Here is a 24,841-nt window from a genome sequence, read left to right as displayed (position 1 = left end):
TCGAATCCTTTCCATTTAATACAACCAAAAGACGTGCCAAGTTAATGATGAATTTTGTAAAAAGTCCCATTAAAACATTGCTGCTAATTTCCAGTGTGTCTCTCCCCGTTTATGCTGCGCAGCCTATTATTACACCTGATGCACCAGCAGTGGCCGCCAAGGCTTTCGTCTTGATGGATTATAATTCGGGCCAGATTATCGCTGAGAGTAACGCTTATGAAAGCCTTAACCCAGCCAGCCTAACTAAAATGATGACCAGCTATGTTATAGGTCAAGAAATCAAAGCGGGCAATGTCTCGGTCGATGATGATGTGACTATCAGTAAAAATGCCTGGTCTAAAAACTTCTCTGACTCCTCGAAGATGTTCATTGAAGTCGGTACTACCGTTAAAGTCGGGGATTTAAACCGCGGTATCATCATCCAATCGGGTAACGATGCGTGTGTGGCTATGGCAGAGCATATCGCTGGCACCGAAGGCGCCTTCGTTGACATGATGAACTCATGGACAAAACAGCTGGGTATGCGTGATAGCTACTTCGAAAACTCCCATGGATTAGACTCAGAAAACCACAAAACAACCGCCTATGATATGGCATTGTTAGGTGCAGCCTTAATCCGCGACGTTCCTGAAGAATACCGCATCTATAGCGAAAAATTTTATACCTTCAACGGTATCAAACAATATAACCGTAATGGTTTGTTGTGGGATAACAGCATGAGCGTAGACGGTATCAAGACAGGCCACACCTCTGGTGCAGGTTACAACTTAGTCGCATCTGCAACCAAAGACGGCATGCGTTTGATTTCTGTGGTTCTGGGTACTCAAAGTGAATCAGCCCGTAAAGCTGAAAGTAAAAAGTTACTGACCTATGGCTTCCGTTTCTTTGAAACTGTCACGCCTTACAAAGCGGGTGACAGCTTCACAACCCAACAAATATGGTACGGTGACAAGAGCACTGTTGATTTAGGCGTCGCAACTGATACACCTATTACGATCAGCCGTGGCCGCGGTAAAGACTTGAAAGCAAACTTCGAATTGACTAAGCCATTAGATGCACCGTTGAAAAAAGGTGAAACTGTAGGCCGTCTATTCTTCCAACTTGATGGTAAAGACATTGCCCAATTCCCACTGGTGACCTTGCAAGAAGTCAACGAAGGTAGCTGGTTTAGTAAATTAGTCGATTACTTTAAGCAGATGTTTTCTGGATGGTTTAGCTAAGCTAAGTCCCATAAATAAAGCCACCTTAGGGTGGCTTTATTTTTTTGGGGAGTGCATCGCCCTTGAATCGGGTATAATCGCCACCATATATATCCCAATATAGCCGCTAAGAGTACTGAGTATGTTAGACACTAAATTTGATGAACTGATGGATTTCCCTTGCGCATTTCCTTTTAAGGTCGTCGGTGAAGCCCACGAAACGCTAACTGACAAAGTCGTGGCTGTGGTACAAAAACATGCACCGGGTGATTATTCACCTTCGACAAAAACGTCGAGCAAAGGTAGCTATCACTCCATTACTATCCGCGTGACAGTGACCAGCAAAGACCATATCGAAATTTTGTACACTGAACTTGCCGCTATCGAAGGCGTACGCCGCGTACTATAAATATTCCTCAAGGCCATGAAATGTGATCTGTCTTACATTTATGGTCAAGAGGCGTATAATAGCGCCACTCAATTCTAAGGGGAGAGGTTGCCCTTGCAAGACACGACTTTGCACATTCGGCATCTTGGAAAACAAGATTACGAATCAGTGTGGCATGCCATGCAGCATTACACTGACACGCGTAATAGTGAGAGCCCAGATGAACTGTGGATAGTAGAACACCCACCCGTGTTTACCCAAGGCCAAGCTGGTAAAAGCGAGCATATTTTGAATGCTGGCGATATTCCTGTGATCCAAGTGGACCGTGGTGGCCAAGTCACTTACCACGGCCCTGGACAACTAGTGGTATATCCTCTTCTCGACATAAAACGTAGTAAAGTCGGCGTGCGTCAGCTCGTTACTCATATAGAGCAAAGCATTGTCGATATGCTCGCCAAGTACAACATTAACGCTTATGCCAAAGCCGATGCGCCGGGCGTATATGTGGATGAACGTAAAATTGCCTCCCTCGGATTACGCATTCGTAAAGGCTGTTCATTCCATGGATTAGCACTTAATGTCGATATGGATTTAGCACCATTTCGCCGCATCAACCCTTGCGGTTATGCCGGTCTTGAAATGGTGCAATGCAAAGCACTTGGCGGACCACAAACCGTGATTGAAGCGGGCCAGCAACTTACTATTACTTTTAGCCAATTACTGGGCTATCAACACCTAGTTCATCATCAAGGATTAGCAGCGTCATGAATAGGCCTGAACGTTTACAACCCGGAGTAAAACTAAGAGATGCCGATAAAGTGTCTCGTATTCCGATCAAAATCGTCCCATCAGAGCGCGACACTATGTTGCGTAAACCCGATTGGTTACGGGTTAAACTGCCGGCATCGAATCAACGCATTTTAGACATCAAGCAAGCGCTGCGTAAAAATGGCCTGCACTCGGTCTGTGAAGAAGCCTCTTGCCCTAACCTCGCTGAATGCTTCAACCACGGCACAGCAACCTTTATGATTTTGGGTGCGATTTGTACTCGTCGTTGCCCATTCTGCGACGTGGCCCATGGTCGTCCGCTTAAGCCTGATGCTGAAGAGCCAGTTAAATTGGCGCAAACTATCCGCGATATGAAGCTAAAATATGTGGTGATTACCTCTGTAGATCGTGACGATTTACGTGATGGTGGCGCCCAGCATTTTGCCGATTGTATCCGTGAGATCCGCAAACTAAATCCTGACATCAAGATCGAAACCTTAGTGCCTGATTTCCGTGGTCGTATCGATGCTGCCTTAGATATTTTATCGACTGAGCCGCCTGATGTGTTTAACCACAACTTAGAAACGGCGCCCATGCATTATCGTAAAGCGCGCCCAGGTGCGAATTACCAATGGTCGCTCGATCTGCTAAAACGCTTTAAAGAACGTCATCCAAATGTGCCCACTAAATCAGGCCTGATGATGGGACTGGGTGAAACCAACGAAGAGATCGCTCAAGTACTGCGTGATCTGCGTGAACATAAAGTTGAAATGCTGACCTTAGGCCAATACCTACAGCCGTCTAAGTTCCATTTGCCGGTTGAACGTTATGTGCCACCAGCAGAGTTTGATGAGCTTAAAGCCTTAGCCGATGAGTTAGGTTTTACCCATGCAGCCTGTGGCCCATTAGTGCGCTCAAGCTACCATGCGGACCTGCAAGCCCAAGGTAAAGAAGTGAAATAACCCTCTTGCTTAGATGCGGAAAACTTTATGCAAACTTCAGGGGATGCTGAGTTTAAGTAATATAGAATTCAGGGTTATTAAAATAGAAAAACAGCGCTTAGGCGCTGTTTTTTATGACAGTTGTTTATGACTGTTGTTTATGAAGAGTGATTCGTATAGCTGTCGTTTTACGACATGAATGCTAATGCTCAGCTTATTCTTGGGTTATCGCTAAATCCATCAAGATAGCATCTTCTTTACCGCCCTCTATCGGGTAGTAACCTTTGCGACGTCCTGATTCAATAAAGCCAGCCTGTTGATATAAAGCGCGGGCAGCGAGATTAGACTCTCGCACTTCTAACATAAGCACCACAGCGCCCGATACCTTGGCCGATGCCATCACAGCCTTGAGTAATAACTTACCGTAACCTTTGCCCTGCTGACTCGGTAATAGGCAAATATCCAATAAAGTCACTTCATCGATAATTTGCTGCACTATCGCAAACCCTAAGAGTCCTTCGACGTGATAAGTATCTGAATCCGAAGCGACGTCAATATTTGCCTCAGTATTTGCATCTACCTCTAAGTGAGCACTCAGCTTTAAACCTAGGACACGGTACAAGTGACCAAAACAATCGGCAAGATTCCCCTCGCTCATGGGATGGCTATGGGCCAAGGATTCAAGCTGCGCCATTTGGAGAACATCTTCAAGCGTGAGAGCCACAAGCTCAACAGGCAAACCTGCGGTCAATTGTGCTGCGAATGGTGTTGTGAATAGACTATCTACTGGTGGGATGTTCAACGCTGGTATTCCAATGTATTGGTTATTAATGTATTTACGAGTAGAGCTTAAGACTTGCTTGGAGCTTGGCCGCTAACTTGGTCGCGCCATTGGTAAATCTGCTGCCAGAGCGCGCTTTTAGCCTGCCAACCCACCAATAAATCAGCCAACGGCTCAGACACTAACCATGCGGTACGTGGCCTGACTTTGTGACGCCGCAGATCCCAAACGATCTGTTTACCCGTATGGGGCTCACAGTCAAAATCACATTCGTCCCGTTTTATGTCGATAAGCGTTAGCACAGCGTCAATAAGCGGCTCTGCTTCTGGTAACTCACCATTTTCATCCCAAATCACTAAATAAGGTTTCACCTTAGTGTCGCGCACTCGCCAAGTTGTCACATTCATGGCGGTTAAATAGGCTGATTTATTCATTAGGGTCAGTTTTATTCAATTAAAGTATCGACTCACAATATGCCGCTAGGATAGCAGTTCTGCCATGGCATTGTTACTGCAGCACGGCGAAAGGAGATGATACCTGGCTTTATCGCTTACGAGATTTAACACTCGAAAGTTCAATCGAATTTATAGATTTACAAAATCTAATTTACTCATTTTACATTTAATATCAGAAGATTAGACTAAACACACTCAGTAAGACAATAGAAGGAAAACGCCATGATTAACATAGGTATCAATCAAGCTCACAGAGAAGAAATCGCCGCAGGGCTAAACCAACTATTGGCTGACAGCTACAGTCTTTACCTTAAGACCCATAGCTTTCATTGGAACGTTACTGGCCCAATGTTCACTAGCTTACACTTGCTATTTGAACAGCAGTATACCGAACTTGCCCTTGCGGTCGACCTTATCGCAGAGCGTGTACGTGCATTAGGCGCCAGAGCACTCGGCTCATATTCAGCCTATGCCGCGCTGACCGAGATAAAAGAAGATCAAGGTGTCACTCAAGCCGAAACCATGATCCGCGAACTATTAAGCGATCAGGAGCTAGTAATCCGCAATGCCAGAGCCTTGTATCCGCTGGTGAATCAAGCGAATGATGAAGCGACTGCGGACTTACTCACCCAGCGCATCCAACTGCATGAGAAAAATGCTTGGATGCTACGCAGCTTACTCGCAGAATAATTGCTAAATAGATTATTGCTCTGACCAAAGCAAAAAAGTCGCCAAGTAAACACTTGGCGACTTTTGTATTTAAAGCTTGATCAAACAGAATAGATTAGAGGTACTTAATCCAAGCCTGAGTGCTGTGCTTTTTATATTCGCTAAATCGCTTAACGGGATAATACAATGCGATGGCTAAAACGCCTGCGATCAACCAAATCCATCCTATATTGCTCATGCCAAAGTACTCACCATAGTTTGCGCCAAAGATGAATTTCGCTAAAGTATAAAGCAGTAACAGCACGTACAAATGTAAGATATAGAAGAACATAGGGACTGAGCCAAACACAGACAACCCATGGCCCACTCGCGCCAATCCCCCTCCCACTTTCCCACTTGATGCAAAATACCGCTCAAAGGCCACTAAGCAAAAGAACATGCCGCCTAAGGTCACCAGTAAAAAGCTTAATGATGGCGGGTATTTCGTTAAATTGAATACCGACATCAAGGTTTCACCCAAATGTGCCCCCGACTGCCAAGGCAAGGTTTCGCCATAAAGGTTAAACCCACGTAGCACCGCAAAAAGTACCCAACAGCTGATCCCTAAAAACAACAGCTTTTGCTGGCGAGCCGATGCATCAAGATGGCTTCCGTTCGGCTTATTACTAAAAAGTGGCCCTACAGCATAACCCAGTAAAATCACCCCAATCCAAGGCAGCACGGGATAACTCACCTTAACCCTAAGCGCACCTTCGCTGACGAGATAACCGCGGTCGTGCAATATGGTCCACAGACCGTAAGCCCACTCACTGGGCTGAAAACCAATTGGCGTCAACAGATTATGGCCAAAAACAATCGCAAATCCTAAAAGGGCCATCCAAGGTCTAGGCAGGTTTATCAGCGCAGCGAGCGCTAACATACTCAGACCAATCACCCAAATCACCTGTAACCAAAGGGTGTAATAGCTGACCATCCAAGAGAGGTTAGAGAAGTTAATCACTAAAATTTCCAGCGCGATTAAAAACAGCCCGCGTTTAATCAAAAACATACGTGCTGAACGTGGCTCGCCATGGCTACGATTGGCATAGAGCCATGCAGAAACCCCGGTTAAGAACACAAAGACCGGCGCACAAAAATGGGCGGCAAAGCGACTCACAAAAAGCCCCCAAGAGGTCGAACTCAAATCCATAGGATCGCTCACCTGCATGTGAAAGAAAAACCGCTCCCGCACATGGTCGAGTAACATGATAAGCATCACCATGCCGCGCATCATATCGATACTATTAATCCGGGTGCGGCCAATAGAACGACCCAGTTCTTGCTCAGCAAAACCTGAAGATAACGCTGGGTTAGCACTGATATTAGAATTCATAGCTGACACTCACTTTAATGCTACGTGGCTCACCCGGCACGGCCCAAAGAGCGGAATAGCTACTCGCGATGTAATGTTCATCCAGTAAGTTATCCAGATTCACTCCAAGGCTTAAGTTGTCGCTTAAGTGGGTGTTCATAAACAACCCAACTAACTGATAAGAAGGCAATTGAAAACTCGGATCGGCAGAATCACCGAGACGCGAATCCACATAACGCCAGCTAAGCCCTAGATGACCATCAATAGAAAGCCTATTCAAATCCTGTTTCAGAATCACACTCGCGGTATGCTTTGGCACATTCACCAGTGGACTGCCTGCAGGAATGAGCACGCCCCAATCAGGATTCAAGCTGTCATTGGCGGTACGGGTATTAAGATAGGCATAGGATAATTTTGCTTGTAAATCCTCCGTCAGTTCGGCGGCTAAATCGAGTTCAACCCCGCTACTTTTAGCTTTACCTAAGGTGGCAGAAAAACCAACATTGATAGGATCTGAGGTCAAGATATTGCTCTTTTGGGCATCGAACACGGCTAAACTACCGTTTATAGGAAGATCGTTTAACCAAGTACCATTAAACTTCATCCCCAGTTCAACCGACTGACTCTCTTCCGCTTCGAAGGGCTTACCCGCAAAGTCAGTTCCAGAAAGCGGTAAAAAGCCTTCAGAATAAGAGCTATAGAAACTTAAGGCATCGGACCATAAATACACCAGCCCCACCTTGGGGCTGACTCGACTATCGGTTTGCTCTGACAGAGTATCTTTCGCGACTTCACTGATATCTTGCTGATAACTATCGAACCTTAGCCCAAGGTGCAACTTCCACTTTTCAGTTAAATCCATTTGATCTTGCAGATAGGTCCCCCACGCCTTTTGAGTCTCGTTATTCTCATACAACAAACTCACCTCTGGCTGAGGCCCACCGTATTGAGGGGCATAGATATCGATGGCGTATTCACCTTTTTTGCCCCGATAACGATACAGTCCCGTCTTCAAATTGTAGTGATAGGCATCGGCACCAAGTAGCAAATTATGACGAATAAAACCCGTATCCACATGACCACTTAACTCTAGACGCAGTGAATTATCCTCAGAGGCGTAGTCACGATATCTGTGCTGCCTAGTCAGCGTGCGACCATCATCAAATAGCGATTGCCGCCCCTTTGCTAACTCGGCATCAGACGAATACCCCTTCAAGCTAGAGTCTCGATAGTTATAGCCAGCAGTTAATGACCAATCATCATTTAATTCATAGTCATAGGTCAGCTGATGCCCAGTGGCATTCACCTCCGTTGCGCCATAATTAGGCTCACCTAAATAACGCGAGCGTGGTACGGTATTAATATCGTTATTGAGCACAATAATACCGCGATCGAATAGCTGTTCCTGCTTGAGGTATTCCATTTCATACAGCAAGGAAGCTTTTTCGGAAATCTGCCAACGCACAGACGGCGTAACTATTTTTTTATCGCTAAACACATAATCACGAAAACTATCGTGTTCCTGCCAAGCGCCATTAATCCGAAATGCCAAGTTATCGGTTAAACCTGAGGTCACATCACCTTCTAACCGATATTGGTCGAAACTCCCAGCCGATGCTTTTAAATAACCACTGGTTTCATATTGGGGTTTCTTAGTGACGATATTAACTGTGCCACCGGGCTCCGAGCGGCCATAAAGTGCCGAACCTGGGCCTTTTAAAATCTCGACATAGGCAACGTTTGATAAATCTCTATGACCACTAAAACCTCGGCCACCATTAAAGCCATTGATTAAATACCCCGATGGCATGTTTTCGTTGCCCGGAAAGCCGCGTAGGGAAAAACTATCCCATAAACCACCGCCATTGTTTTGCCGCGCCACACTGGCAGAATAGTCCAGTACATCTTGAAACCGCGTCAGCCCCGCGTCTTTTATCAATTGCTCGTCTAACACACTGATCGCTTGGGGAAGTTCAGTTGAGGACACATTGCCACGATAGGCTTGGCGATAGTGGATACTTAAACGTTCAATATCAGTGTCAAGCACTGCGTCACTCACAGTATCAATAGCTTGTGAACTCGATTGACTGCTTTCTGCGGCCAACAGCATTGAAATAGGATTGAGCACAAACAAGGCGCCCAGCAACAGCGCAGTGCGCTTAGGGACATAAAAAGAAGTCATTTTCACTCCGAAAATAAACAGCATAGGCGCCTTAGCTAAGCCAAGGCGCTCAAAGTTAATTAAGATAAATTGAATAAACAGTAACTTATGCTGTTATGGGCGGAGCACGACTATTGAAGAAACGACTAAAAGGTCGCTTAAAGGAAACTGCCTGAAACTCAACCGAAATATAACCCTGTTGAGCGAGTTGGAAATGAAAGGGTGTACTGGTTAGCGCATGTTGCAACTGGTGCTGATGTAAGCACAGCGAACAATTGGCCTTAGAGTCTTCACTAGCATGAGAAACACTGTGAACAGCAATGGCAACAGACAATAGCACCAATATGGCAGCAAGCCATATCGCTAGGGTGCGTCTTGTTTGTATCACACTATTCAAACCCTACTTCCTCAGATAATTTGGCAGGCGATTGTATGTTAAGCACTACTAAAGTTGCAAACCGATTTACCTAAGCCGTAGGGCTTAAATGTTACAAGAGGTAACTTATCCCATTAGTCATTAGCTATGCCGTCCATAGACTATTTGCAGCCAGCTACTTTACATAACCCTTTAACACATCATCAATCATGATATTAAGGGATGTTATGCCCGCACCTGTGATATACCAAGCCTCGGGATCCACAAAAATAACATTCCCCGTCTTCCAAGCGTTAGTTTCACGCAAGAGAGGGTTATCGATAGATTGTTTATCCAATACAGGGCTTCGCTCCATCACTGCGGTTCTGTCAACCACGTAAATGATGTCGGGATTGTTTTCAAGAATAAACTCGCTTGATACAGGTTGACCGTGTAATCCCATCTGCTCTGACAAGCTAGCGGGTTTAACCCCTAGCGCACTGTAAATGAACCCATACCGAGAACGAATACCTAAAAATCGAAAAGCGCCATTATTATGTAGCACCACCAAGGCTTTTTCTGGCCTGTCCTTAATCACCATTCTGGCGGCTTGGATCTTACTTTCCAGTTCATCCACTTTATGTTTTGCCAAGGTTTGCTTATCGAATAATTTACCCAGCACCAACAAGTGCTGTTTGACTATATCAAAGTAATCGCTGTTGCTGTCTTGGTAATCAATATCCAAATGAATGGTCGGAGCCAAATTGGAAAGCGCTTGATAATGACTAGCTTGAACGGATGACATCAGCACCAAATCGGGTTTAAGTGCATAAATACGTTCCATATTGGGTTGAACGATAGCACCTAAATCAACAATATCACTATTGTTGCTGTAGTCTTTCAGGTAGTAAGGAACAAAATCCTTTGGCATACCGACAATGGGAATACCCAACTGTTCGAGATAGTCGACTTCATTCATATCTAGGGCCGCAACACGTACTGGCCGTTTTGTAATAACAGTAGTGCCCAGCTTATGCTCTACCTCTATCGGGGCAAAATCCAACTCAGCCGTTGAAGCACTCGTATCCAATGATGCAAGTTGTACTGATTCAGTTTTATTGTCGCAGGCCAGCAAAAAAGCCGAGCTAAATAACAGAATCGCTATCACTTTAGTCCCACTTCTACATTTCGACGTCACTTGTATTCTCCTTGTAAGTTGAAGTTGAAATAGTTACATACTGTTCCTTGACTCGTTTTCAGCACCTCAAGATCCAGTTCGTACAGTGCTTTTAACCTTTGTGCTGTGACGACCTCTTCAACGGGTCCAGCGCAGTGCACAACGCCTTGCTTCATACCGACAATATAGTCGGAGTAGTTCGCCGCAAAATTGATATCGTGAACCACTAACACTACCGTTCGTTTGTAATCGTCACACAGATGGCGAAGTGCCCGCATTATGCTAACGGCATGTTTCATATCCAGATTGTTGAGCGGTTCATCTAACAATAAATAATCCGTTTGCTGCGCAATCGCCATTGCCAGAAAAGCCATTTGGCGTTGTCCGCCGCTAAGTTCATCAATAAATACATTGGCTAATGACTGTAAAGCTAAAAACGACAGCGCTTCATCAATGGCGCGATGATCTTCCTTTGTGAGTGCCCCTTGGCTATAGGGAAAACGACCAAATGCCACTAACTCCCTGACCGTCAGGCGTAAATTGAGGCTGTTAAACTGACGCATGGTTGCCACTTGCTTGGCATAATCCTTCAAGGGAATATTGTGGATAGCAGTACCTTTGAGTAATACCTCGCCCTGCTGGATATTCAGTAACCGACCAATCGACATCAGTAAGGTACTTTTGCCGGCACCGTTAGGGCCGATGAGAGAAGTCATCTGATGTTCGGGAAATTGTGCCGTGACATTTTTTAGCACAGGTTTCGCGCTATAAGACTGATATAAGTTATTGACGGTTATCACACTGCGCTCCGAGGTTTAAGAATTAAGACAAAGAAATAGGCGCCACAAAATAGATTAATTAACAGCCCAACACTGGTTTGATAATTAAACAGATGCTCAACAAGCATTTGCGCGATCAGAAAAACCGAGATAGCAACAGCGCATCCTGTTATCAAGGTAAATGAGTGCGACGGATGCCTTGCCAGTGCATAGGCCATATTCGCGACAAATATCCCCATAAAAGCAGTCGGCCCCACTAAACTGGTTGATATTGCGACCAATACCGCGATAAGACCCAATAGCAGGCGCACCACTTTTTGATAATCAATACCAAGAGAGATAGCTTGCTCCCGCCCCATCAGTAATACATCAAGTACAGCACGCACTCTCCAAGCGGCAATACACACGGCACTAACAAGTACTAGAGAGATAAGCAATTGCTCTGGTTGAGCGCGGTTGAACGACGCTAAGCTGTAGCTCTGGAAAATAGAAAACTCACCGGGACTGATAGAATATTGGATTAACTGAGTAAAACTGCCTAACACCACAGTGAGCACTAAGCCCACAAGCAGTAGGAAGAACACATCATGTCGATCTCCGCTAAATAGCCAACGATGAATCGCCATTGAGTAAAGCAACATCACCACGACTGAGACAGAAAAATTGCTGTTAGCGGTGATCAGAATACTGCTGCCCGTCCCTAAGATAAGGATCAACAGTGCCTGCAAAATCAAGTAAACCCCTTCATACCCCATGATAGATGGCGTTAAAATGCGATTTCCGGCTAAGGTCTGAAACAGTATCGAAGAAAACGCAATACAGACACCACCAAGGCAAATTGTAGCTAAACGCACCAATCTATTCGGTATGACATAGTCAAAATCAAAGCCTGAGCCCATCAATAAAAATGTGACTGCCAACATAATAGGCAGCCCCCAGCTCAAAAAACGCCATGCACTGTCTTTCATTTGATTTTCCAAACGATAACTAAAAATATGAGTCCACCTAAACAGCTTGCCGTTAGACCTATAGGAATTTCAAAGGGATACAAAATAATCCGACCAAGCAAGTCACAGATAATCAGAAGCGTTGCGCCAGCAAAGGCGATAATAGGCAAGGTACGTTTTAAATTATCGCCGTAACGCATAGCGACAAGATTAGGAATAATCAAACCAATAAATGGAATGCTCCCGACTGTGATAACTGTGGTCGCTATAGTCAGGGAAACCAGCACTAACCCTAAGATAACTAGGTTGAAATAACTCAGGCCTAGTGTGGTAGCCAAGCCTTCGCCCATTCCCACTATGGTAAAGCGCTGTGCATAAAGGTAGGTCAGTATGACCACGGGAAGGATCAGATAGATGATTTCGTAGTTGCCCTGCACGATTTTTGAAAAATCACCCAGCATCCATCCCTGCATACTCTGCATCATATTGTTTTGATAAGCATAAAGTTCCGCTATCGCACTGAGTACACTGCCAAACATAATCCCAATAATTGGAATGAGCACCGGACTCTTATACCGAATACCACGAATAATCAGAATAAAGGCTAAGCTCGCAAGCAGGCAAAAAACCAAAGCCCCCAACATTCTGGCGGTAACCCCCATACTCGGGGCATGAATGATTGAAATTAATATGCCTAGTTTGGCGGCATCAAGCCCGCCACAAGTAGCAGGTTCAACAAACTTGTTTTGCACAATCTGCTGTAATATCACGCCACAGACTGCGAGCCCGACACCTGAGCAAATCAAGGCAAAGAGCCGCGGCAGACGACTAGCAGATAACACCAACCAAACATCATCCGATAACGTCAGCATCTGCGCCACAGAGGCATACTTTGCGCCTAGCAGCAATGAGGCAAAACAAAGCACAAAAAAGCACGTCAGTGCATAAACCACCTTCACAAACTGATACTTCCTATACGCAATAAATCTTGTACTAATCTGCAGCCGCTATGAGGTTTTCATATCGACGCGCTATGTTTGAGCCTTATCAGATCCCCCTGCCTTTTGGGCATGGGTAACGGCAATACCCGCTAACACTAAGTCACGTTTTCGCTCCCACCATTTGCGAGCGCCCACCTTCATAATGTCTACCATCGCATTTATCTGCTCAGCTTTATCAGGGAGCTTGGTGGCTTCATCTTCCCAAATTGCGATAATTCGCTCTTTACGTGTCCGACCATCGGCTTCTGGTTTAGTGGTTGACCACCATCCCAAAAAGCACTCCCCCACCATGTCAACTAAGATATCAACGGCCAGCACTGCTTCATCGAGGGAGAAGCCTTTGCGTTGCAGCTTTTCGACCGATTCAGCAAAAGAACGTATACCCGATGACGGCGTAACACTGGCCTGATGGATAGACTCAGCGAGGCCAGGATGACGCTCATAGAGTGCCCAAATGGCATCGGTCAATATGATCAATTCGCTCCGCCAATCTGTGGCCGCTGGCGCTCGCCAGTCCAGCTCATTAATTGCAAGCTCAGCAGCAATGGAGATAACATCATTCCGACCTGCTACGTGATGGTAGAGGGAAGAATGATCGACCTTTAAATGCGCGGCTATAGCAGGGATGGTCGCTTGATCAACCCCAATCTCCAACGCAGCTCTGGCGATAGCCTCACGGGAAATACGGCTAGGTCTGCCACGCTGGCGTTTTTGAGTGGGTTGATCCGGTACTTGTGTCATATCGATAAGGTTTCCAAGGCAAAAAAGCCATTCTAACCGCTCTTGCTACCCGCTGCATGGCAATAGCCAATACCGCGGGTAGAATCTAGCCGCTAAAACTTCGCCCTAACGCCTACACCTATTTCTCGAGGTTCAAGTAAATATGCATCCACGCCTCCGGTACTTCTGTCAGCCATTTTTGCCACGGGTGCACGTTCATCCAGCAAATTGCGTGCATAAACAAAGGCTTCAAAATATTGGTTGATTTGATAGGAAGAATTCAGGTTTACCGTAGTGTAAGATCCCACTCTTAACTCTGGCTCATTGGTATCCGTTGAAAAGTATCCATCCGTATGGCGCACATCACCGCTCACTTTAATGGCGTCTGTGATTGAATAGTCAAACCCTATATTGAACATATATCCCGGCGCTTTACTAAACTCGTTGCCGACAAACTCCTCGCCACGGTAGTCATTAAATTCACTTATCTCAGTTTCAAGTAAACCCAGCCCACCATATAGGCTAAAACTATCGGCCACTTTAAAGTTCCAATCTAATTCAATCCCATAGCTCTGCGCTTCATCAGCATTAATAATGACAGAACCAAAGGGACGCCCATCGAGGTAATCAGTAACTGAACGTTGTGAATCCTTAAAGCGGGTGTAAAAGAGATTGCTATTTATGATCAAGCGTTGTTCAAGCAGATCGATACGGGTAAAAAGTTCATAGTTCCATGCCGATTCGGCATCGAATGTATAATATTCGCCGCCGCGGAAGTTAATGCCTGTGCCCCCAGGAATGTTACCTTCACTGATCATAGCGCCGACTAAGACGTTATCTGTCAGATCATAGGACAGGGCAACCTTAGGTAATAACGCCGTAAACGTCTCTTCATATTGATGGCGCACACCTGGGATGTAGCTGGCAATACCATCGTGGCTAATTTCATCAGACTGATAACGAAGAGCGCTGGTGAATGCCCACTTAGGTGAGAAGCGCCATATGACTTCACCGTAGGGGGCAAAACTGGTATGCCTCAGGTCTGCGTCGGCATTACCAAATACGTTGTTCAGCTTGTTGTTGGTTTTATCATCCCAGTAGAATACACCGGCAACCCCACTAAATTCTGAACTTTTGTCACCAAAGTTCAGCCTTATATCATTCGAAAAGTTTTCATTATCTCGTTTTGCAATCCCTTGATAAGGTGCTGCGAAGCGATAATCAAACTGCCCTTCTGAATACTGCAGTTGGTTATGCAGCTTCATGCCATTATCGAACACATATTCAAGATCAAAAATTCCGACATGATTGCTGACTTCTTGATTATCCTGAAAAATTGAACGATTTTCTAAGTCATCATAGGGTTCTGATACCACCTCGTTTCTGGGACGTTTAGCCTCAGTGGAGGAATAAGTCAGCATGGCGGAAAAGTTGCTGTATTTTTCGGGTTCCCATAACAACTTCGCCCGTAGATTTTGGTTTTTAAACTCAAAATCTAAATCATGGGCAGTAAACTCTGGGTTAACGTAATCAACAAAGGTATCTCTAGCGCTGTAATCTGCGCTAATTCTTGCGGCAAAGTCATTACTTAGCGCACCGGACGCCATGACCGAAAAGCGCTGCTTATTCCGACTGCCATAAAGTGCTTGCGCTGCAAATTCTGGCGTATAAGTGGGGTTATGGGTATGGATGACTACGGCGCCAGCAATACTGTTGGCTCCTTGACTGGTCGTTTGCGGACCACGGTAGACTTCAATAGACGACACATCCCACACGCCTGCGGCACCTAAATCCAGTTCTGCGGGGCTCAGATATTTACCATCAACACTGATAGTTGCCCCAGGCACAGGCTTAGATAAGTAGGCATTACCCGCTGCAACAGGCCCTTTAGTATCCGTTCCGCGGATAATGGGCGCATCGGTATTTCCGGCATAAATTAAGTTTGGCGTACCGCCGAGAATTTCAGAAATCGTTGATTGGTCGGCATTTTTCCTCAACTGTTCTTCAGTGATCACTGTCACTGAACTCGCAGTTTCTTTCAGCGTGCGCTCGATTTTCTGACCGTAAACTGTGATGACTTCAATATTTCCCGCTGCATCTTGTTGCTTGGATTGCTTATCCGGAGCAGTTCCACTGTCAGCAATAGTTGAGCCGGAAATAGCGCTAAGCCCCAGCGCAAGAGAACCGATAACCCACTTTGATTGTGGGTAAAACTTACCAAATCGGGGCATGTGTAATAACTCCTTATACGAAAGATTTGTTGCCAATGAGAATAGTTATCAATTATATTATCGCCGTTCAAAAAATTTATCAACACCATGTTGATAAATAAAAATGACCGCTTAATATGGTCGCCATCTCAAGATGGTTCAATTTTTATGAAACAAGGAATTTGGCTCGTGGATGTTCATTTGCCCATAAAATCTGGCACTCAGACTATTTTTTACTCCGCAATATCAAGACTTCATTACTTAATTTGGCTTGTGCTAAGCACGCATTCCAGACAGAAGCCCGGCCTGATCCACTTCGATTTTTTAGGTGAACATTAAAATGCAGTTACTTTTCAGCCCCCATTCAAAACTAGCTTTGGCCTTACGTCCGATGATTACCGCACTCACTATCGGAACATTACTAGCGGCTGGTACCGGCGTGATGGCACTAAGCGCACTCTGGTGCGTAATACAGCTTATTGCTGGGTATCATTCATTTTGGTTAGCGGGTGCGCTCATATTTTGGATATTGTCGGCACTGCTTTCTGGTAGCGCCTCTTGGATTAATCACAATGCTGAGGCGCAATTTTCTGGAAGATTAAAGCGTGATGTTGCAGCGCATCTTGTTAGGTTGCCACCAAGTACTTTGGCAAAATATAAGGGCGAAAAGTTAAAGCGATTAATGGTCGATGACATAGCGTCATTGCATCATATGATCGCGCATTTACCCTCAGAATTAGCGACCTTTATCATTGTCCCTGCCATTACTATCGGTTTGCTGATCTTAAGCGCGGGCCCAGTGTCATTACTTGCCCTTATCCCAGGCCTCGTCGCCGCGCTTTTCTATTTGGTGGTAGTCCCAAGGCTTGCTGCAAAACAGGGTGAAGCACGAGTTAATGTGATGGGAAATATCACTGCTGCAGTGGATGATTACTCGCGTGGTGCGCCTGTATTTCGCATTTATGGCGCACAAACGGGTGCTATGGCCGATTACCAAAAGGCAACGACACATTTTATTGGGGAGATTCTTGAGCGGGTAAGCAAGGTATCAACTTCAGTCGCCGTGGCCACATCACTACTGCAGGCTGTCTGTACTTTTGCCATTGTCTATGCCATCGGGTATGAATGGCCGCCAGAAAACCTTGCTGCAGCCTTGTTCTTCAGTCTGGCCATAGTCACGCCAGCCCTAAAGCTCGGGCATGGGCTTGATTATCTCGCCACGGGCCGCGCTGCCGCTCAGCGGCTAACGGATTTTCTTGAGCAATCGAGAGTTCCTGTTGGTAACGGCAATATTGAGCTTAATGCAAATATGCCGCTCACCCTCACGAATGTTGTGCCTTCACTGTCTACAAGCAATCAATCTGTGCCCATTAACTATCAATTTAGATCTGGCAGAGTCACGGCAATTACAGGGATCAGTGGTGTTGGTAAATCCACATTACTGCGCTTATTAGCTGGCATGGAGCCGCTACATGCCGGAGATATTCGACTCGCTGGTATGGTACTCAAAGAGATGGATGAAGCCTCGATTAATCGCGCGATCATGCTATTACCGCAAAGTGCGGGACTACTGGCAACCTCCATCGCCGACAATCTCGCGCTCACCGCACCTTATGCCACGGATGAGGATTACTTAGCAGCATTACACTGCGCGCAATTGGATAAACCCTTAAATACTCATGCAAGCACACTGTCTGGCGGTGAAATACAACGCGTTAATCTTGCCCGTGTGTTTCTTTCACCCGCTAGGGTGATATTGCTTGATGAACCCACATCGGCCCTAGACAGCGAAACGGCGTTTAACGTGTTCACAGCACTACGTCATCACGCAAAAACAAACCACAAAACCATTGTGATAGTCACCCATGACTTAACGCTTGCCGAGCTGGCGGATGACAAGCTCGCACTCAAGCATCATCACAGGGAAGGAGAAGGCCAATGATAAATCGTCCCCAAGATTATGCAGCCATAAAACACTTAATACCTGTTGCCTGCGGTTGGGCTGTGGCGGCCATATTGGAAGCCGCATGCTACATTCAACTGGCTTTAGCCATTATTGAGCAGCAATCACCACAAAAAGTGCTATTCATTGCCGCGATAACCATACTCACCACAATACTGGCTTCGCGTTCTGGCTTTTGGGCTGGCGCAAGGCTGGCCAATGCGCTCTACAGTGCATTAGGCACGACCATGCAACAAGCTAAACTATCTTGGTTTACACCGAGTGTCAGGACACTACTCATAGAAACTGTCTCTCGGAGCATTCCTGGCTTTATGAGTATTCCGGCACATCAATTTCAGGTATTTATTCATGCACCGCTTATTCCGCTCTGCATTACCTTTGGCATAGGATTGCTCGGTGGCATACCACTGGTACTAATGTTGGCTAGCTTGTTGCTCGTGTCATTTGTGATTCAGAGTATGGCGCAACGAGCCCTTGCCCGCGCAGATATGGACCGAAACAACACTGAATTAGCAGCAGAGCAGTCAACCCTTGAACTGATCGACCACTTAGAGTTACTGCGCACAGCAGCAGGATATAGCGGCGCAACAACACGGGTGGAGCAAAACTGGCAAACACAAGAAATCGCATTGGAACGAACTAATCGCGCCGCTGCTATAGCAACATTACTGTCGGCTATCGCCAGTTTTTTACCTATTGCAGGCATGGCACTCTACCTAGTGCTATCCGGTATAAACAATACGATAATGCTGCTCGCTGTTTTGATGTTGACCATGCGCGCGGCGGCGCCACTTGAAACTCTCGCCGTGGCGGCAATAAGCATTAATGATCAGTTAGCGGCTATTAAACACTATCGACAAGCGACTCATGCGCCAACGCTCAAACAGCCAAGCCAAGCGCAACAAAAGACACCGAACAATCATACAATCGAATTGAATAACGTAACATTTCCCCCTGCGGTGCAAAATATCAATGCCACTATCGAATCAGGTGAACGCGTGCTGATTTGTGGCCCGAGCGGTTCAGGTAAAACCAGCTTACTTAAGCTATTGATGCGCTTTGATGATCCCACCCTAGGCCTGATCACTTTGGGCAAGGTGCCACTCAAATCAATCCCCGCCGCTGAACTTGCCCGCTTTTTCGCCTATGTGCCGCAGGATCCACTCATCTTTACAGGTACCATTGCCAGTAATATTCGCATTGGTAACCCTGATGCCGACGATCAAGCCGTAGATAAAGCGGCACGCCAAGTGGCGCTAGATGAAGTATTAGACAGATCAGAACTGGGCATTTACCAAGAAGTCGGCTTACAAGGTGCAGGGTTATCGGGAGGGGAACGCCAAAGGCTTGCCTTAGCACGTGCGCTTATCAAAAATGCGCCGATTCTGATAATGGATGAGGCCACCTCGGCATTGGATGAAGAGACAGAAAAGCGCGTTGCCAGGGCTATTTGCGAACAGAGTTGTACATTGGTTTTAGTTTCGCACCGAAACCAATCACTTTGGCAGCCAACTAAGATAATAGAATTTCATCAATCACTTGCCTCAAAGTAGGAGCGGCTTTCTACGCATTAAAAAACTAAATTACAGATGTCTGACACAGATTACAGTGATTAAGTTGTCGTTACTGACCAACATATCAATGAGTTATGTACTGCAGCCGAAATGACATGAATCATTTCGACTGCAGTTATTGCTCGTGCAAAGAAGATGAGCATTGCTGTAGAACCGACCAAGCCTTGTTGGCATAACGCTCACTGAATCAAAGCATAAATACTCGAACTTCCTCTCGCTTTTGAGCTTTAAAATCCCTCAAATTATCAGCCACCCGTTAATAAACTAATAACCATATTTTGCGACAGGGTGCCAATTTTTATTAACATCCTCTTCAATAAACTTTTGTTTTTCTTTGATTAAATCCGATTCAACTAACCCTATCGCTTGATGGGCCTTTTCCTTAGTACTGATATCTGGATAACTAACTTGAGTCACGTTAAGTTGCTTCAATATTCCAGCGAGCAGATGACGTGCTTCGTTCGCTTGTTCGATGGCTTTATCTAAAAGCTGCTTACCTTCTTGTGGATTATGTGCATACAAACCATGTGAAGACATGGCAAAGTCCCAGCGCCACTGACTGTGTCGTATCGCCATAATTGGCTCATTCATATTCTCCCATTTAGCACCTGCATCCCATGCCGCTTTGGCTTCATAGTGGGCTTTGACGAGCAGAGCTTCAACTTCGCGAGCTTTGGTCTCAATCGTTAATTTATTGGCCGCGAGCTTGGTTTCAATTTTGGTTTTACTGCTATGGCAGCCACTGCAACTGTTATCAAAATGCGGTAAGGCTTTATCAACTTTATGGCTAGTAAATTCAACACCTTTTGCATCCTGCTGGGTAGGCATATGGCAGGTAATGCAAGTGACACCGACTTCGGCATGTTTACTGCGACTCCAGTGTTCAAACTCAGGATGACGTGCTTTGAGTATGGGCGTTTTCGAAAGAGGATGGATCCATTCGAAGAAGCGGCGAGTGTCATAATATTTTTCAATATCGTCGGCTGTGCTGCCAAAAATCCAGGGAATATTAACAACATTACTTTTTTCCGGACGGAAATAGTAAGTGACATGACATTGACCACATACCTGTGCACCTTGCATATCGGTATCTTGTTTATCGAATGGCAGGTGAATTTTAGCCATAGCCTCTTGGGCATGAGGACGAGGTAAAGTTAACTTATTAGTGCCAGATTCATGGCAATCACTGCAATACACTACGCTTTGGATCTCTTTGCCCAGATCGGTAAAGTTTTTAGCGGAGTATCCTTCAAATCCCAGTTGTTCAATCAATCTAGGGGCATCCGGTGTCTTGCAGGTCCAACAACTGGCGGATAATCCTTTCTCTCCTGCTTTAGGGGGGATACCTGTACGTAAAGTATGCGTCACATCAGCAACGGCAAAATGATGCCCACGTGGGCTATGGTACTCTTTGGCATAGGAAGATCCTGCCCAGAGTATGATGCTGGCGGGATAATTGGCGAGCATATCCTCGCGTTCAACTTGTTCAGAGGTGGCTTGCCAAGATTGATATTGGTTAGGATATTTTTGTTGATTGCTAGTATCGGAAGCCGCTACAGATGTACATGTAGTTATGGCGAGCAAGCAAATCATTTTTAGCAATGTAACTGTTTTCAAATAAGTTTTCACTTTGTATCCTTTTGTCCTAACATCAATATTAACCTGGGCGCCCATCGATACGGGGGCGAGAAAGTATCGGCAAGTAATGCCATACAAACAGTGCAAATGCGATAAACCAGCAACTGCCAGCCAACCATAACCAGACTTGGGTGTGGGCCGGAAACCAGATGGGCATCAGTGCCCTGAGCAGTGCCGCTAACGGTAGGCAAATAAATGCCAAGATCATCTTAGGGCCCTCATAAATATTTCGACTTGTGTGCCCGAGTGACACTCTGGATATCATCGAAAGACACAGGGTAGCCATACAACCAATAGCAAATAGGTGAAGCAAACTGCGATAGGCATATTCATTATCGAGATACCAACTCATAGCTAACAGGCTGAGTGGCAACATTAAATAGGCAAGATGCAAGGACCACAACATAGGTTCCTTAAGTGTTTTATGGGGTAACCAGCGTGCAAATCGGACCATCTGCAAGAGCCCCGCAATGAGCAGTAAACCTCGCTCGACTTCCAGAGGTATAAGGTGGATGAGTGATTGAATGACGAGCAAGATCATCGTCAGGATCAGCGGGTATTCAATCCAAGTTAAGGGATCTGCTTTAGTGGCCTTAATGCGCATCGCGGTAAAGAATGGAATGACACGCCCACCGACTATGGTGATAAGTAAGGCTAACCACCATAACATCGCCTGCCAGATCTGGTTGGCAAGAATAAAGTCGCGCTCAAAAAGGGCGTAATAGCTGACATTGTTAATCACGAGTGCAGTAAACAACATGATCGGAAAACCAATATTGCGCCATTGCTTCACCTTATAAATACAGCGCCATAGGGTAAGGCTTGCCATACCAAGGAACAATGAATCAAACACGGCGGGCAAAATGAGCGGAACTTGCATTGGGAGTAAGAGTAATAATCGTGCCAATAGCCAGCAGCTAAAGGTCAATGCGAGTGGCCATCCCTTTAATGTGGGTTGGTTCGTCCAATTTTGAACGGCAGTCAGCAAAAATCCACACACAATTGCCATAGCAAAACCGAACAGCATTTCATGTGGATGCCACCATAGCGGCAATATCTTGCTCCAAAAGGATGAAGGGAAAAAACTATATTGGGGAGTAAACCAAGTTAATAGCCATAAAGGGATATATAGCGCAGCTAATATTGCTCCCCCAAGGAAAAAAGGTCTAAAGCCTAAGCGCCATAACGCGTGAGTACGTTCGGTTTGTGTAGGATCATCAATATTTAGCATAGTAGTTAGCCGAGTAGCAGAACGATGATGAACACACTTAAGATGCATTCAATATAGTTCTTATATTGTACTGTTATGGCCTTCAATTCAAACTAAATCTTAGATTTTGGAACTAAGATCCCAAAGATGAACAAAAAATAAAGTGTCGTGGAATACTCATTTCTGACGGCTAATAGTCTTGATCAATGTACTGTGGGTTCATGACAGGCAAAGGTTCAATGCAGACTTTTACACAAGTAACGGCACAAACCAGTCACACATTCGTAAATTTTAGATAGGATAAATACCGTTTTGATTTAAATAACCGTGGTTTTATCAGCCTATCTTATTTTGAACAAAGCCAAGACTTTGATAGCACAGGCAGCTCGATTTATAACGGCGATGACAGTTGCAGATGATTATGTGGTAACTCGCTTTAGCATCGATTATCAGTCTAAAAACTGGCGGATTAGTGACTTCGCCAACAACCTATTTGATGAACAAGCATTGACAGTAAATGAGCCTACAAGCCGCAGTTATGTAGAGGGTTACGACAAAAAAATGGAAATAATACTGGCAATTGGTAGCGTTAAAAAATGGCGAGTTATTCAATCCAAGCAAAATCATTTTTTCCGTTTTATTCGACACAAAATAAAACGGCTCGCATATTTCTATGCAAGCCGTTGTTTTATTTGGCAGGGGTGGCAGGACTCGAACCCGCAACCATCGGTTTTGGAGACCGCTGTTCTACCAATTGGAACTACACCCCTGTTGACGTGGGGCATTATGCTAAAAGCACTTCCAAAGGTAAAGTACTTTTTATGGCAAAACTCATTAACTGAAGGTTTTTCAAACAAGTTAGGCTATTGCTGTTGATTTAACTGCCACTGAGATTAAAAAGCCATCGCATATTAGCGATATGACGTAGTAGATACTTAGTTTAGAGCCCATAGGTTAATAGTAACTCGACTAAATGATCCCACAACAAATCAGTTTGATGACGTCGAATAAGTGTGCCGTTTCGGCCATTTTGAGGTGCTTAAGGGTTAAAGACGCGCATTTATCGAAAAAAGATCTGAGTTCGATTTATAAAATCGGCGTTTTATAGTATAAGCATCGTCAATTTCATACACAGCTCGACGGAACCACTCATGTCTGACAAATTTTTCTTCAAGGGTCGTAAAACCCCTAAGCCGAAGCACGAAAGCTATGGCTACAACACTAAGCGTGCCGCTAAACCGGGTACAGAAGCATTACCATTACAATTAATTGTTGCCGACGAAGCGCGTAAACTCGAAGTTGCCGCGATTGTTGCCGAACACCAGCTGTTCGCCAATATCGAAGTCAATGCCGACGTCGCTGAAGATATTGTTGAATTAGAAGGTTTATTAAATAAGCCTAAGACCACGACTTTCGAGAAAAAACCGAATCGTAACGAGCCCTGCGTGTGTGGTAGCGGTCAAAAATTCAAGAAGTGCTGCGGCAAGTAAGCGCTTTCATCAGCGTGATATAGATAGGGACTTTTACTGTAACGCTTTTGTGCGTCGGGAATAGCCCCTTTTCTCCCCTCTTTTTTTTCTCTCACCAAAGCCAATTAATCTTCCAACTTGGAGATAAAAATCCGCTGCAAATCGTTATTCCATAGCTGAATAATTTTGCGGGTCTTTTCTTTATTCCAAAAACATTTACCAAATAAAATCAAACCAGCACCTTCAAAGCAGCGTTTATCTTCTATTTCAAATTGCGCTAATAATGGTTGCTTTATCCCATCGATAGGAATGCCGATATCTTTGCTGTCGGCGGGGTTAAGCCAGCTCATCGTCGGGTCAGTGTGGGATATCGTGCCCCAATACATGTGGGGTTTATTGTCGCTTGGGTCCGCATCGGCAAAATTGACAAACAGGTTCTTCGCCCGCCAACGGTATTTTCGCTCAGCGTCTGTGTATACCCAGAGATCCGATTTCGCCAAATCTGTGCCGCGCAATAAACTGTGGAGTAACTTTTCGAGCCCTTGGCTGGGCACTCGTTTTTCAGTGGTATGTTCAGCGGTGTTAACTTGGTAGCCTGTTTTCGACTCTTGTATTCGATCATCCACTGACGATGCAATAGACACTTTCGATGGCTCAGGCATAGAGGACAATTTAGGCGTTGGCTCAGTCTTGCTGGTTAATACCTGTGCAGTCGAAACTTTGTTTGCAGGTGAATGGCGACGAGGTTTACGGCTAAAGTCGATCATTAAGGCATCGGCGTCCACCAGCTGTTGCTGCACTTCGAGGGCATCTTGTTCTTCACGGGACTTTTGTGCTGAAGGTTTAAATTCAATGCAATCGGCTTGGTGATATCGCGAGCCAAAACAAGCGGCTTTACCGTCTTTTGAGGATTTACGGAAATATGCTTTACCACCGCAGGCGGGGCAAATTAACCATTGCCGCAAACGCTCGATATCCTCATCGGGTAATTGTTGAAACTTAAAAACACTATAAGTCGTTCTCGCAATTAAATGATCCTCTGTTTCGAGTTCACAAATAGCATCTAACATAGTGTTCTCCTTTAT

Annotated in this window: 22 protein-coding genes and 1 tRNA gene; 8 read left to right on the top strand and 15 right to left on the bottom strand. The window is 45.3% G+C overall.

Going from position 1 to position 24,841, the window contains the following annotated elements; translation table 11 throughout:
• Window positions 1–44 precede the first annotated feature (44 nt).
• The 4 genes from L5M49_RS14490 to lipA all read left to right on the top strand — a co-directional run bounded on the left by L5M49_RS14490 (window position 45) and on the right by lipA (window position 3,317).
• Window positions 45–1,220, top strand: a complete 1,176-nt coding sequence (locus L5M49_RS14490; RefSeq protein WP_028761483.1) for a serine hydrolase — start codon at window positions 45–47, stop codon at window positions 1,218–1,220.
• A gap of 121 nt (window positions 1,221–1,341) precedes the next feature.
• On the top strand, window positions 1,342–1,608 hold the full coding sequence (gene ybeD, locus L5M49_RS14485) for a DUF493 family protein YbeD (protein WP_006082758.1): 267 nt from the start codon (window positions 1,342–1,344) through the stop codon (window positions 1,606–1,608).
• A gap of 93 nt (window positions 1,609–1,701) precedes the next feature.
• Window positions 1,702–2,355, top strand: coding sequence for a lipoyl(octanoyl) transferase LipB (gene lipB, locus L5M49_RS14480; RefSeq protein WP_263266329.1), 654 nt, complete (start codon window positions 1,702–1,704; stop codon window positions 2,353–2,355).
• Entirely contained in the window at window positions 2,352–3,317 is a 966-nt protein-coding gene (gene lipA / locus L5M49_RS14475; RefSeq protein ID WP_263266328.1) for a lipoyl synthase, read from the top strand. Before lipB ends, lipA begins: the two co-directional genes overlap by 4 nt.
• Before the next feature lie 193 nt (window positions 3,318–3,510).
• On the opposite strand, the gene rimI is transcribed toward lipA, so the two are convergent.
• A complete protein-coding gene (rimI, locus tag L5M49_RS14470) occupies window positions 3,511–4,098 on the bottom strand; it encodes a ribosomal protein S18-alanine N-acetyltransferase (protein ID WP_411569107.1) in 588 nt (195 codons plus the stop codon).
• Window positions 4,099–4,145: 47 nt separating this feature from the next.
• Window positions 4,146–4,511, bottom strand: coding sequence for a hypothetical protein (locus L5M49_RS14465; RefSeq protein WP_028761487.1), 366 nt, complete (start codon window positions 4,509–4,511; stop codon window positions 4,146–4,148).
• 243 nt (window positions 4,512–4,754) lie between these two features.
• On the opposite strand from L5M49_RS14465, the gene dpsA reads away from it, so the two are divergent.
• Window positions 4,755–5,222, top strand: a complete 468-nt coding sequence (dpsA, locus tag L5M49_RS14460; protein WP_028761488.1) for a DNA starvation/stationary phase protection protein DpsA — start codon at window positions 4,755–4,757, stop codon at window positions 5,220–5,222.
• A 94-nt stretch (window positions 5,223–5,316) separates the two neighbouring features.
• On the opposite strand, the gene L5M49_RS14455 is transcribed toward dpsA, so the two are convergent.
• The 9 genes from L5M49_RS14455 to L5M49_RS14415 all read right to left on the bottom strand — a co-directional run bounded on the left by L5M49_RS14455 (window position 5,317) and on the right by L5M49_RS14415 (window position 15,923).
• Window positions 5,317–6,573: a DUF1624 domain-containing protein gene (locus L5M49_RS14455; protein WP_263266327.1), complete on the bottom strand. Its 1,257-nt coding sequence runs from the start codon at window positions 6,571–6,573 to the stop codon at window positions 5,317–5,319.
• Window positions 6,563–8,734, bottom strand: a complete 2,172-nt coding sequence (locus L5M49_RS14450) for a TonB-dependent siderophore receptor (RefSeq protein WP_263266326.1) — start codon at window positions 8,732–8,734, stop codon at window positions 6,563–6,565. The genes L5M49_RS14455 and L5M49_RS14450 overlap by 11 nt, the downstream gene beginning before the upstream one ends.
• A gap of 85 nt (window positions 8,735–8,819) precedes the next feature.
• On the bottom strand, window positions 8,820–9,110 hold the full coding sequence (locus L5M49_RS14445; RefSeq protein ID WP_028761491.1) for a DUF2607 family protein: 291 nt from the start codon (window positions 9,108–9,110) through the stop codon (window positions 8,820–8,822).
• Between the two features lie 154 nt (window positions 9,111–9,264).
• A complete protein-coding gene (locus L5M49_RS14440; protein WP_263146849.1) occupies window positions 9,265–10,266 on the bottom strand; it encodes a siderophore ABC transporter substrate-binding protein in 1,002 nt (333 codons plus the stop codon).
• Complete coding sequence (locus L5M49_RS14435) at window positions 10,263–11,045, bottom strand: ABC transporter ATP-binding protein (RefSeq protein WP_263146848.1); 783 nt, start codon at window positions 11,043–11,045, stop codon at window positions 10,263–10,265. Before L5M49_RS14435 ends, L5M49_RS14440 begins: the two co-directional genes overlap by 4 nt.
• Window positions 11,042–11,992 (bottom strand): iron chelate uptake ABC transporter family permease subunit, encoded by a 951-nt coding sequence (locus L5M49_RS14430; RefSeq protein ID WP_263146845.1) that lies wholly within the window; start codon window positions 11,990–11,992, stop codon window positions 11,042–11,044. Before L5M49_RS14430 ends, L5M49_RS14435 begins: the two co-directional genes overlap by 4 nt.
• Window positions 11,989–12,930, bottom strand: a complete 942-nt coding sequence (locus tag L5M49_RS14425) for an ABC transporter permease (RefSeq protein ID WP_287480675.1) — start codon at window positions 12,928–12,930, stop codon at window positions 11,989–11,991. The genes L5M49_RS14430 and L5M49_RS14425 overlap by 4 nt, the downstream gene beginning before the upstream one ends.
• A 72-nt stretch (window positions 12,931–13,002) precedes the next feature.
• Window positions 13,003–13,713, bottom strand: coding sequence for a TetR/AcrR family transcriptional regulator (locus L5M49_RS14420; protein ID WP_219234616.1), 711 nt, complete (start codon window positions 13,711–13,713; stop codon window positions 13,003–13,005).
• Between the two features lie 92 nt (window positions 13,714–13,805).
• Window positions 13,806–15,923 carry a TonB-dependent receptor gene (locus L5M49_RS14415; RefSeq protein ID WP_263266325.1) on the bottom strand — a complete coding sequence of 706 codons (2,118 nt, stop codon included), beginning with the start codon at window positions 15,921–15,923 and terminating at the stop codon, window positions 13,806–13,808.
• Between the two features lie 319 nt (window positions 15,924–16,242).
• On the opposite strand from L5M49_RS14415, the gene L5M49_RS14410 reads away from it, so the two are divergent.
• Window positions 16,243–17,844 carry an ATP-binding cassette domain-containing protein gene (locus tag L5M49_RS14410; RefSeq protein WP_263266324.1) on the top strand — a complete coding sequence of 534 codons (1,602 nt, stop codon included), beginning with the start codon at window positions 16,243–16,245 and terminating at the stop codon, window positions 17,842–17,844.
• The gene (locus tag L5M49_RS14405; RefSeq protein ID WP_263266323.1) at window positions 17,841–19,418 is read left to right on the top strand and encodes an ATP-binding cassette domain-containing protein; all 1,578 of its coding nucleotides are present in this window, start codon (window positions 17,841–17,843) and stop codon (window positions 19,416–19,418) included. The genes L5M49_RS14410 and L5M49_RS14405 overlap by 4 nt, the downstream gene beginning before the upstream one ends.
• Before the next feature lie 285 nt (window positions 19,419–19,703).
• On the opposite strand, the gene L5M49_RS14400 is transcribed toward L5M49_RS14405, so the two are convergent.
• The 3 genes from L5M49_RS14400 to L5M49_RS14390 form a co-directional block, all read right to left on the bottom strand.
• The gene (locus L5M49_RS14400) at window positions 19,704–21,113 is read right to left on the bottom strand and encodes an ammonia-forming cytochrome c nitrite reductase subunit c552 (protein ID WP_263266348.1); all 1,410 of its coding nucleotides are present in this window, start codon (window positions 21,111–21,113) and stop codon (window positions 19,704–19,706) included.
• Window positions 21,097–22,308 (bottom strand): NnrS family protein, encoded by a 1,212-nt coding sequence (locus tag L5M49_RS14395; RefSeq protein WP_263266322.1) that lies wholly within the window; start codon window positions 22,306–22,308, stop codon window positions 21,097–21,099. Before L5M49_RS14395 ends, L5M49_RS14400 begins: the two co-directional genes overlap by 17 nt.
• A 672-nt stretch (window positions 22,309–22,980) precedes the next feature.
• A tRNA-Trp gene (locus L5M49_RS14390) sits at window positions 22,981–23,057 on the bottom strand.
• 381 nt (window positions 23,058–23,438) lie between these two features.
• On the opposite strand from L5M49_RS14390, the gene L5M49_RS14385 reads away from it, so the two are divergent.
• The gene (locus tag L5M49_RS14385) at window positions 23,439–23,777 is read left to right on the top strand and encodes a PBPRA1643 family SWIM/SEC-C metal-binding motif protein (protein ID WP_028761503.1); all 339 of its coding nucleotides are present in this window, start codon (window positions 23,439–23,441) and stop codon (window positions 23,775–23,777) included.
• Between the two features lie 104 nt (window positions 23,778–23,881).
• On the opposite strand, the gene L5M49_RS14380 is transcribed toward L5M49_RS14385, so the two are convergent.
• Window positions 23,882–24,826, bottom strand: a complete 945-nt coding sequence (locus L5M49_RS14380) for a hypothetical protein (RefSeq protein WP_263266321.1) — start codon at window positions 24,824–24,826, stop codon at window positions 23,882–23,884.
• Between the last annotated feature and the right edge of the window lie 15 nt (window positions 24,827–24,841).

Origin of the sequence: Shewanella sp. SM74, assembly GCF_025653725.1 — a bacterium.
GTDB lineage: Bacteria > Pseudomonadota > Gammaproteobacteria > Enterobacterales > Shewanellaceae > Shewanella > Shewanella oncorhynchi.
Note: the sequence above shows the minus strand (reverse complement) of the source record. Positions and strands in the feature narration are given on the sequence as shown.

What these genes read in the sequence shown, in the direction of transcription:
- L5M49_RS14490 (WP_028761483.1), top strand. Translation starts at nt 45, where the DNA reads ATGATGAATTTTGTAAAAAGTCCCATTAAAACATTGCTGCTAATTTCC.
- ybeD (WP_006082758.1), top strand. Translation starts at nt 1,342, where the DNA reads ATGTTAGACACTAAATTTGATGAACTGATGGATTTCCCTTGCGCATTT.
- lipA (WP_263266328.1), top strand. Translation starts at nt 2,352, where the DNA reads ATGAATAGGCCTGAACGTTTACAACCCGGAGTAAAACTAAGAGATGCC.
- L5M49_RS14465 (WP_028761487.1), bottom strand. Translation starts at nt 4,511, where the DNA reads ATGAATAAATCAGCCTATTTAACCGCCATGAATGTGACAACTTGGCGA.
- dpsA (WP_028761488.1), top strand. Translation starts at nt 4,755, where the DNA reads ATGATTAACATAGGTATCAATCAAGCTCACAGAGAAGAAATCGCCGCA.
- L5M49_RS14455 (WP_263266327.1), bottom strand. Translation starts at nt 6,573, where the DNA reads ATGAATTCTAATATCAGTGCTAACCCAGCGTTATCTTCAGGTTTTGCT.
- L5M49_RS14450 (WP_263266326.1), bottom strand. Translation starts at nt 8,734, where the DNA reads ATGACTTCTTTTTATGTCCCTAAGCGCACTGCGCTGTTGCTGGGCGCC.
- L5M49_RS14430 (WP_263146845.1), bottom strand. Translation starts at nt 11,992, where the DNA reads ATGAAAGACAGTGCATGGCGTTTTTTGAGCTGGGGGCTGCCTATTATG.
- L5M49_RS14420 (WP_219234616.1), bottom strand. Translation starts at nt 13,713, where the DNA reads ATGACACAAGTACCGGATCAACCCACTCAAAAACGCCAGCGTGGCAGA.
- L5M49_RS14415 (WP_263266325.1), bottom strand. Translation starts at nt 15,923, where the DNA reads ATGCCCCGATTTGGTAAGTTTTACCCACAATCAAAGTGGGTTATCGGT.
- L5M49_RS14410 (WP_263266324.1), top strand. Translation starts at nt 16,243, where the DNA reads ATGCAGTTACTTTTCAGCCCCCATTCAAAACTAGCTTTGGCCTTACGT.
- L5M49_RS14405 (WP_263266323.1), top strand. Translation starts at nt 17,841, where the DNA reads ATGATAAATCGTCCCCAAGATTATGCAGCCATAAAACACTTAATACCT.
- L5M49_RS14400 (WP_263266348.1), bottom strand. Translation starts at nt 21,113, where the DNA reads ATGGGCGCCCAGGTTAATATTGATGTTAGGACAAAAGGATACAAAGTG.
- L5M49_RS14395 (WP_263266322.1), bottom strand. Translation starts at nt 22,308, where the DNA reads ATGCTAAATATTGATGATCCTACACAAACCGAACGTACTCACGCGTTA.
- L5M49_RS14385 (WP_028761503.1), top strand. Translation starts at nt 23,439, where the DNA reads ATGTCTGACAAATTTTTCTTCAAGGGTCGTAAAACCCCTAAGCCGAAG.
- L5M49_RS14380 (WP_263266321.1), bottom strand. Translation starts at nt 24,826, where the DNA reads ATGTTAGATGCTATTTGTGAACTCGAAACAGAGGATCATTTAATTGCG.